Source organism: Acidobacteriota bacterium (assembly GCA_022340665.1).
In the GTDB taxonomy this organism is placed as follows: Bacteria; Acidobacteriota; Thermoanaerobaculia; order Thermoanaerobaculales; family Sulfomarinibacteraceae; genus Sulfomarinibacter.
Window position 1 is genome coordinate 76,976 of the sequence record JAJDNM010000149.1, and the last position, 6,737, is coordinate 83,712.

Genomic DNA, 6,737 nt, shown 5'->3' on the forward strand with positions numbered 1-6,737 from the left:
GGGGTTGAACCAGTGTCCGTCGTTATCCTCTCTTCAGACCTTTCCTGTCCCGGCGACGAGATCGCCTCGCAAGTGAGCAGTCATCTCGGTTATGAGTCTCTCGGCGCGGATATCGAGGCCGCGGCAGCTGCAAACTACGGCCTTTCCACCGACCAGCTCCGGCAGGCTCTGAGCTTCTCACCGTCGCTGACGATGCGGCTCCTGGGCGCTCCGGAGAAGTACCTGGCGTGCTTCCAGGCGTCGCTGGTGGCGGCTCTCTGCCGGGACAATGTTTTGTATAGCGGAGCGATCGGTCACATGCTCGTCACCGATGTGTCTCACATCATGAAGGTGAAGGTGACGGCCGAGCTCGAGGATCAAGTGGTGTGGCGGGCGGCTTCCGATCATGTGTCGGAGGCGAGGGCGCGGGAATCGCTCCTCAGGGAGCAGGCAGCGTGCAAAAAATGGTTTACCAAGATGTTCGGAGTCGACGGCACTGAGCCCAGCGAGTTCGACCTCGTGGTCAACGTGTCGCAGCTCGGGGTGGAAGGTGCCGTTAGAACCATCGAGGAGACCGTGCGTGAGGTCAGGTTCAAGCCCGTTACCTACTCGCGGAACATGATTCGTGATCAGGAGCTCGCCTGTCGCGTCAAGGCCGGTTTGGTTGGCGAGTTGCGCGATGTCGCTGTCACCGCAAAGGACGGCGAGGTCACCATCCACTCCAAGGCAGTGCGCAAGAGCAAACAGCAGAAGATCTCCTCCCTCCGCGACAGGGTGCTCGAGATGGAGGGTGTCAGCTACGTCGTCTTCGGCTGAATGATCCGACGCTCGGGTCTTCGTCTCGTTTTCCGAGGAATCTGTGTGGGAAAGGGCTACGCGCCCGCAGCCGTGAGATCCGCGGGCACCTTGGCGGCCGGCAGGATGACGGTGAAGGTCGTTCCTCGACCAACTTGGCTCCTCACCGAGATGTCGCCACCGTGCTTCTTGACGATGCTGAGCGAGACCGCAAGCCCGAGGCCAGTACCCTTGGACTTGGATTTGGTGGTGAAGAAGGGGTCGAAGATGTTGTTCAGCTGGTGTTGGGGAATGCCGGTGCCGGTATCGGCGATCTCCACCATCAGGAAATCCCGGTTCTTGCCCTTTTCGATGTTGATCGACAGGGTCCCTCCGTCGGGCATGGCATCGACGGCGTTCAGCACGTGGTTGAGAAAGACCTGCTTGAGCTGCTGAGCATCACCGAAGACCGGCGGCAGCTGCGATTCGACCTCACCCCGGACCTTGACTCTGCCGAGCTTGATCTGGTTGCTGGCCAGCCGGAGAACCTCCTCCACGAGTTGCTGGATGCCCAGGGGCTCTATGTCGGGATCGGTCTCGCGGGCGAAATCGAGGAGGTTGCGGACGATCCCCTGAGCGCGCTCGGACTCACTCACCAGGTCCTGGATCATGTCGATCCGTTCCTCCTCGGAGTAGTCCTCGTAGTCTTCCTCCAGCAGGCAGGCGGTGACCATGATGTTGTTGATGGGATTGTTGAGCTCGTGGGCGACCCCGGCCGTCAACGTCCCGACCGCCTTGAGCTTGTGCGCTCTCACGAGGAGGTCCTGACGCTGCACGAGCTGGTGCATCATGTGGTTGAGAGCCATCGCCAGGTCCGAGAACTCGTCGTGGTACCTGCGTTGTGGAGTGATCGGCGTGAAATCGCCTTCGGCGATGCGGCGTGTGGCCTCCATCATGCGACCCAGGGGCGCCAACATCTGGCGACCCACGAAGAACAGCAAGTAGACCGCCACCAGGATCAGCATCACCAGAAACGGGATCGGGATCCGTTGCGAAACGGCGAGCATTGCCTCCACCGCATGGCGCTCTTTGCTGACATACTGTTCGGCTGAACTCACCATCGTGCTGCCGAGCTCGCGGAGCTCGGCCTCGATCTGTTCGCGTCTCTCACTGGTGAGCTCAGTGGGCTTCTCAGAGCGGAGCCTGGACAGAACGTTCTCATACCGCCCGAGGTTGTCGGCCATGGAGTCGACCATGGGAGCACCGACAACCGCCCCAAGGTCCTCCCTCTCGAGTTCGAGGACCCTGCGGGCGCTCCGCACATGTTCGAGTGCGTCGTCGAGGTTGGTGCCGTACAGCAGGAAGTTCTTTTCGAACCGTCGCGCCTGCTGGATCTCGAACATGTAGCTCTGAGCTGCCTCGAGGAAGTGCACCTTTTCTTTGATGCGGGTCATCAGGTGCATCATGGTGACGGTGACGACGACGCTCCCCAGCAGAAAGAAGACGAGGCCGACGCCGAGGCGTGCTCGTATCGTAAAGCTGGGCCGCTGGCGAAGGGCTTCCTGCGCCTCGTCGGCAGCAATTGAAAGCCTGCTTCGATCCTCCTCAGAGGTCAGGAGCACGCCAGGGTCTCGATCTATCACGCCACGCCCTCTCGGCCAACAAATCTCATTTTTCGCCGTCCTCCCGCTGCAGATTGCGTTGCACGGCGCGGGTTGATGCCACCTCGATCCGCAGAACCAAGGTTCTGCCGACATGCATACCCTTCCGTGTCTCGCGAGAAAGGTAGTAGCGACCTCATGAATGATGCGGGTCAGCTACGGAATTGCGAGAATAATCCGGGCTTCTGGACACCCTTATATCCCAGAGACAACGCCGCCTTGTATATCACGGCTTTCAGGTCCTTTGGTTTGAAGGGCTTGGCGATGAAGTCGAAGGCGCCCTTGACCAGCGCCTCTCGCGCCACCTCCACGGTTGCATAGCCCGTAATGAGCACAACTCGCGTGTTGCTCTTCGAGGACATGATGTGCTCCAGAAGCTGGATGCCATCAACCTCGTCCATCCGCAGGTCGGTGACGACTATGTCGAACTCCTTCTCGCCGAGTCTTTTCAGTGCCACGGTCGGCGACTCGAAGACCTCGACTTCGAAGCCGTGCTTGCTCAGGGCGGGCTTGAGGCGTTTGCCGACGATGGGCTCATCGTCCACAATCATTACGCTGATTGGGCCTTCGGCAGCCGCTGCCACAGGCTCATCCTTGGATTCCATAATCTCAGCTTCTCCCTCCTCGGCCACTACGGACGGCGGACGTTCCGACTTGACAACCATGCTTTCGTCAAGTGCCAGCTTTTCGGCGACGTCAGGACCAGGAATCTCGGAACCATCGTCGGCATCCGCCGCTTCAGCGGATGATACCCGCTGCATCCAGTCCTCGATTGTTGTCTTGTCCTTTTTTTCTATCTTGGCCATTTGATGCCTTCCTTCAGGCAACGCATGCGAGCAGCCGGTACTGCCGCATAGCCGAGAGACTTCTCGCGGCCCTGCACATCGTGGCGAGGGAATACCACCTTGGCGTTCATCCCGCCTCTTCCAGCCCCTTCAAACAAGGAGATCCAACCCAAGGGCAGGAAGTTCCTCGTGTTCCCCTTCAGACTAGCACGTTGTCCGGAGGCCAGGTGCGTTTGGGTGCCAGAGTATTTGAGGTAGAGATGTTGCGACACGGACCGCCGGGTGGTTTTTCCCGTCGGCTGCGCCATAATGGACGGCATGTTCTTGATGCCACGGACGATCCGTGTCCAGATCGTGATGGCTTTCTCGATCTGCTTTCTCTTCATGGGCGGGATCATCGGGGTCACCTACGTCAACCTTCAACGCCTGAACCGGTCCCTCGAGGTACTTGAGACGGCTGAGCAGCTGAACAGCGCGATTCTCGAGATGCGACGGTACGAAAAGAACTACTTTCTTCTCCGCCTCGACTCGGACTACGAGGAGAATGTCACCTACACAAACCAGCTCGGCGTACTCCTGCGCCGCGAGAGTGAGACCTTGACCAAGGTCCTCGGTGAAGACAACTACCAGCGGTTCGTCCGCCACTGCGACGAGTACGGCGCCAAGATGGAAGAGCTGCACCGCATGGATTGTGCGACCGTCGCCTGCGACGACGTTCAGGCAGAGATTCGCGGAACCGGCCAAGCCCTTCTCATCCTTGCCGACCAGCTGGTTGTGACCGAACGCCGGGCCATCGACAAGCGCATGCAGGACCTGATTCCTCTGCCCCTGCTCGGATTTGTGGCGCTGCTCATTCTGATGGGTTTCGTGGTGATCTTCATCGGTGAGCGGGTGGTGAGGCCTCTGGCGCGGATTGCGCGAGAGTCTGAGGCCGTGGCTACCGGGTACTACCAGCAGATTACGCCGTACGGGGACCCGAAAAACGAGATTCAGGTTCTGGTGTCCGCCATCAACCGCATGGTGACGGAGCTGGAGAACCGGCAGGAACAGCTGGTGCGGTCCCGCAAGATCGCCTCGCTCGGCACACTGAGCGCCGGCATCGCACATGAAATCAACAACCCCCTCAACAATATTTCGCTGATCATTGAATCCATGCTCGAGGATGCTGAGACACTGGGCGGCCCGGAGTGCTCGACGCTGCTCAAGGAGGCCATGGACCAGGCCGATCGTGCGAGCGACATCGTCAAGAACCTGCTCGAGTTCACCCGCGCAAGCCACCCCAAGGCCGAGGACGTGAACCTCGAAGACCTCATCGACAGGACGGCGAGCCTGGTTCACAATGAGCTGGATCTGCACCACATCACCTTCACCAGTGAGGTCAAACAGCAGCTCCCGAGACTCCGCCTCGAGAAGGGTGGCCTCCAGCAGGTGCTGCTCAACTTGTTCATGAACAGTATCCAAGCGATGGAAGACGGTGGCGACCTGCGGGTCGTACTCGACCGTTCCGAGACACTTGATGAGGCCCGGATCGACGTGATCGACACCGGTCCCGGGATTCCGGAGGATATCAGGAATCAGATATTCGATCCGTTCTTCACCACCAAGAAGGACGGGGTGGGAACCGGCCTCGGCCTGTCGGTCAGCTACAGCATCATCGCCAAGAACGGGGGACGTATGGTGGTCACGAGCAAGCCCGGCGAAGGCACGTGCTTTTCAATATTCCTCCCGTTACCTGAAAAGACCGAAGCCTGGATCTGAGGGATGGATCGGTATCGCATAGCCATGATCGACTACGAGGTCACCGTTCGATGGGAGCTGACAAGGATCCTGGAGATGAACACCAAAAATTTCCGCACGGAGGAGGGTAGGTCGAGATGTCTATCGTGATGATCTCGGGCAACGCGCAGAGCGGGAAAGAAGAGCTGGCAGAAGGGTTGGCAGGAAAGACTGGTTGGCCGTTGGTCTCCAGGGAGGAGCTGGTGGATCTCGCCCGTCAGCGGGGCATAAAAACGGGCCGCCTCGAGGTCTCCGTCTTGAAGCGGCCGTCGACGCGAGAGCGTCTCTCCCGGGAGAAGAACCTCTATCTTGCGTATCTGACGGCAGCGCTGTGCGAGAGAGCTGGCGACGGCAATCTGATTTACAGCGGCCGGTCCGGGCATTTGCTGCTGCCCGGAGTCACTCACCGGCTCAGGGTTGGCCTGACCCAGCCCCGTGAGACCCGCGTGCAGCGTGCGGCGCGCGAGCTCAACATATCCCATCAAAAAGCCGACCAGTACCTGCGGGAGCTGGACGAGGACTTCGAGAAGTGGGCGCGTTTCGTGCACCGAGTGGACGCGTCGGCTCCGGGGCAGTTTGACCTTTTCCTGAACCTGGAGAACCTGGGTTTGAGCAACGCGGCAGGCATCCTGTGCGAAATGGCCGAGCTGGCCGACTTCCGCCCAACCCCTGCAAGTCGTAAACGTGTTGCCGACATCCAGCTCGCGGCTCGGGCCAGGCTCGATCTCGCCTTCGATCCGAGAACTGCTGATGCCGACCTCCAGGTGCAGGCGGATGGCGGCGTACTCACCGTCACCTACACGCCGGCACAGGAGTCCTTCTCTGATGCGATACCAGAGGTGCTCGCTGCCCTCGAGGGCTGCCAGGAGATCCGCTGCACGATGGCCGAGACCAGCATTCTTTGGATCCAGGAGCGCTTCAGCACCGCCTCCGACAGCTTCCAGCACATCAGCTCACTGGCCCAGCGTTGGGGAGCGGCGATCGAGCTCATGCGGTTGATTCCTCCAGGGGCGGCGGGCGGCGACGCGGCGGGTGTTGAGATCGCCGAGCAGACGAGTCGCGCGCTCCCGTACCGACAGCCTTCTCCAACCGGGGGCGTCGAGGATGACGAGCCGCAGCCCGTCACCGAGGACGGCGGTCTCCGGGAGACCCAGGAGGAGCTCGTTGGTCTCGGCCGCTCGGGCGGTCAGAACACGGTGCGCGGAGGCTGTGATGAAATCATCATGACTTCAGAAGGAGACGACAAATACTCGCTGGTTGTGATTGGCGACCTTTTCCTCTCCAAGGACCAGTCGGCGAGGAAGCGCATGACCCGGGAGCTGGCGCTCGATCTGCGCGATCGCCTCAAGGCGGCGGTGATCACCTCCGACGAGCTCGGCTCGGAATTCTCGCTGAGCGCCCGCCACGTGGTGAAGTTTGTCGGCCACATCTGCCTGGTTTTGATCGCACTCTTCCTGGTCTTCACCCACCAGGCCGAGGTCCTCGACTTTATCGGCGGATCACTCCACTCCCGTGTGCCGTGGCTGTCCGCAGTGGCGGTCGTGATTTTCGTTCCCGTGTTCGCATTTCTCTACGCCAGCGTGACGCAGCTGGCCTTGCGTCTGCTTCGCATTGAATGAAAAGGACCAACAACGGAGTCGAACATGCACGAGCTTCTAGCCCTCAAATACATCGACATCAATCTCGCCATCGCCCTTCAGGTTGTCCTGCTCGGCTTCATAGGCGGCATCCTGAGCGGTTTCATCGGGAGCGGTGGGGCCTT

6 protein-coding genes are annotated in these 6,737 nt (G+C 60.3%); 3 read left to right on the forward strand and 3 right to left on the reverse strand.

All coding sequences use genetic code 11. The features are described 5' to 3' along the window. Positions 1–12 precede the first annotated feature (12 nt). A complete protein-coding gene (locus LJE93_17350; GenBank protein MCG6950684.1) occupies positions 13–795 on the forward strand; it encodes a cytidylate kinase-like family protein in 783 nt (260 codons plus the stop codon). 56 nt (positions 796–851) lie between these two features. On the opposite strand, the gene LJE93_17355 is transcribed toward LJE93_17350, so the two are convergent. From LJE93_17355 to LJE93_17365, 3 genes are all read right to left on the reverse strand, one after another. Continuing rightward, the gene (locus tag LJE93_17355) at positions 852–2,396 is read right to left on the reverse strand and encodes a HAMP domain-containing protein (protein ID MCG6950685.1); all 1,545 of its coding nucleotides are present in this window, start codon (positions 2,394–2,396) and stop codon (positions 852–854) included. A gap of 170 nt (positions 2,397–2,566) precedes the next feature. After that, on the reverse strand, positions 2,567–3,019 hold the full coding sequence (locus LJE93_17360; protein MCG6950686.1) for a response regulator: 453 nt from the start codon (positions 3,017–3,019) through the stop codon (positions 2,567–2,569). A 188-nt stretch (positions 3,020–3,207) separates the two neighbouring features. Beyond that, entirely contained in the window at positions 3,208–3,585 is a 378-nt protein-coding gene (locus LJE93_17365; protein ID MCG6950687.1) for a hypothetical protein, read from the reverse strand. On the opposite strand from LJE93_17365, the gene LJE93_17370 reads away from it, so the two are divergent. Together LJE93_17370 and LJE93_17375 are read left to right on the forward strand one after the other, a co-directional pair. Then, positions 3,557–4,957, forward strand: a complete 1,401-nt coding sequence (locus tag LJE93_17370; protein MCG6950688.1) for a HAMP domain-containing protein — start codon at positions 3,557–3,559, stop codon at positions 4,955–4,957. The genes LJE93_17365 and LJE93_17370 overlap by 29 nt on opposite strands. Positions 4,958–5,073: 116 nt before the next feature. Beyond that, positions 5,074–6,594: a cytidylate kinase-like family protein gene (locus tag LJE93_17375; protein ID MCG6950689.1), complete on the forward strand. Its 1,521-nt coding sequence runs from the start codon at positions 5,074–5,076 to the stop codon at positions 6,592–6,594. Positions 6,595–6,737: the final 143 nt, after the last annotated feature.